The organism is Prochlorococcus sp. ALOHA_ZT_50, assembly GCF_022447305.1.
Taxonomy (GTDB): Bacteria; Cyanobacteriota; Cyanobacteriia; order PCC-6307; family Cyanobiaceae; genus Prochlorococcus_A.
In genome coordinates this window covers 1-2,412 of the sequence record NZ_JAKVCI010000062.1, presented here as the reverse complement: position 1 = coordinate 2,412, position 2,412 = coordinate 1, and the positions used below count along the sequence as shown (strand labels likewise).

The window sequence follows — 2,412 nt, the reverse complement described above, 5'->3', positions numbered from 1 at the left end:
TAAAAATAAATTATGTGCTCCAAAAAATGAGCATTGGGATAGAGCGCTTAGATGGTGGGAATCATTAAAAAGCGATGAAAATTCAATTTATGATGACGTAATTAAATTAGATGCTTCTAAGGTAGAACCAACTGTAACCTGGGGGATTACTCCCGGCCAAAGTATAAGCATTAATCAACAAATCCCTCTTTTAGATGACTTATCCCCAAATGATAAATTAGTTGCAAAAGAGGCTTATGAATATATGAGTTTCAAGCCAGGACAATTAATAAAAGATACTCCTGTAGACGTTTGTTTCATAGGTAGTTGCACAAATGGAAGAATCAGTGACTTAAGAGTTGCAGCTAAAGTATTAAAAGGCAAAAAAGTATCCAAGAATGTCAAAGCATTTGTAGTTCCAGGTTCAGAAAAAGTGGCAACTGAAGCAAAACAAGAAGGTCTTGATCAGATATTTAAGGATTCTGGATTTCAATGGAGAGAGCCTGGCTGCTCAATGTGTTTAGCAATGAATTCAGATAAGCTAATAGGTAATCAAGTTAGTGCTAGTTCTAGTAATAGAAATTTCAAGGGTAGGCAAGGATCTCCCAGTGGAAGAACACTTCTCATGAGTCCAGCAATGGTTGCTGCTGCTGCAATTAATGGCAAAGTCAGTGACGTTAGAGAATTTATCAACTGATGAAATCAGAGTTTACCCCGCCAATTGGAAAAATTACACAAATCAGAGGGCAATGTATCTCCTTGATTGGTAACGACATTGATACAGATCGAATAATTCCAGCGCGTTTTTTGAAGTGTGTTAACTTTGATTCATTGGGTGAATCTGTTTTTGAAGACGATAGAAAAACTTTAAAAGGAAGGCATCCGTTTGATCTAGAAGAAAATAAAAATGCCTCAATACTAATTGTTAATAGCAATTTTGGATGTGGTTCCAGCAGAGAACATGCCCCCCAAGCGCTTATGAGATGGGGTATAAAAGCAATCATAGGCGAGAGTTTCGCCGACATTTTTTATAGTAACTGTATTGCGATAGGAATTCCATGTTTTACGCTACCTAAAAAATCCATAGAAGAAATACAAAACTATTGCGATAATCAATTTTTATTTTTAGAAATTGATCTGAAAAAATCCTTAGCAAAATCAAAAGATTTAAATTTCAATCTTGAGATTAAGGAAAGCTCAAGAAAAATGTTTTTATCAGGAGAATGGGATGCTACTTCAACACTACTTGAGAATGAAAATTTAATAGAAAATAAATTTAACCAATTACCCTATATAAAATTCAATACTAATATTTCATAGCTATTTAAATCCAAATAGACTAAAAGAAATTCCTCCTGCTTGATTATGAGGTTGATAAAAAATACCAAATTCATAGGATCTTTTTTTCCAATTTAAAGAAATTTTAGAATCTATAAATTCACCATAATCATTTGAATCATTTGTTAAGTTCAAAATCCCAAAACTCTTGAGAATGATAGGCCCATATAATTGCTGATCAAAAGAAATATCTAAAGTGAAGTTTTCATAATTCCGATCAAACTTAAAAATACTTTCGCCACTATCAAATTTATAGAGAGGTAAAAGACTAATACGTGTATAGTCAAAAGTTTTATTTTTAAAATTACCAAATATTAATTCTGGGCCTATACCTAGACCTAAATATTCTTGATGATCACCATTTTCATAGAAAGAATATGATGCTTCTAATCTTGTATCAAGACTTAATCCTTTAGTGATTGGTTTGGGAGTGTACTTATATGAAATATCAATAGATTTCTTTTTAGGATTTACAATACTAATTGGAAATTTCTGATCAAGAGAATAAAACAAATTACCTTTTAGGTTAGTTACAAGATTTTTTGTATTTAAAGCCTCAGCTGTTATGTTGGCCAAACCTAAAGATAAAAATTCTGACTTTTTGATGCCATCAGTAATCCAAGTATTTTCTTTTTGTAATTTTGAACCATAACCAGAGTAAATTTCTGCTTCACCTAATGAACCATTCCAAACCCTCTCTCTATAAACTCCATAAAAACTTTTTTCCCATTTTGAATCTAATAAATCAATTTCTTTACTCAATTCAGTTTTAAATCTAAATGCATCTGAAAATTTATTAAAATCAAGAGAATTTAAATTCTTTTCTATTTCTAAATCCCAATTTTTTATTGTGCCTTTTATCTGGGATTTTAGAGCAAAATAATCTTCAAAACTTGAATTTCTCTTAATCCTTTCTGAGGTAATTGATTCGTCCTTCTTTACAAAACTATTTGTATACCCTTTTAATGACCTCTGAATTAGAAATTGCGGCTCTAAATCAAGAACAAAATCATCAGCAATATCTATAGAGTTAAATTTCCTACCTATAAAATACCCATCTTTATCAAGGTTTTCATATCCTAAATTCCACCTGTT

At 31.3% G+C, this 2,412-nt stretch carries 3 protein-coding genes; 2 read left to right on the top strand and 1 reads right to left on the bottom strand.

What is annotated here, in order from left to right:
* A partial coding sequence (locus MK115_RS09195) for an aconitase family protein (RefSeq protein WP_287610916.1) occupies positions 1–676 on the top strand: 676 nt, incomplete at its 5' end.
* Positions 676–1,299, top strand: coding sequence for a 3-isopropylmalate dehydratase small subunit (leuD, locus tag MK115_RS09190; RefSeq protein ID WP_287610915.1), 624 nt, complete (start codon positions 676–678; stop codon positions 1,297–1,299). The genes MK115_RS09195 and leuD, both read left to right, overlap by 1 nt.
* On the opposite strand, the gene MK115_RS09185 is transcribed toward leuD, so the two are convergent.
* A partial coding sequence (locus tag MK115_RS09185; RefSeq protein WP_287610913.1) for a DUF3769 domain-containing protein occupies positions 1,300–2,412 on the bottom strand: 1,113 nt, incomplete at its 5' end.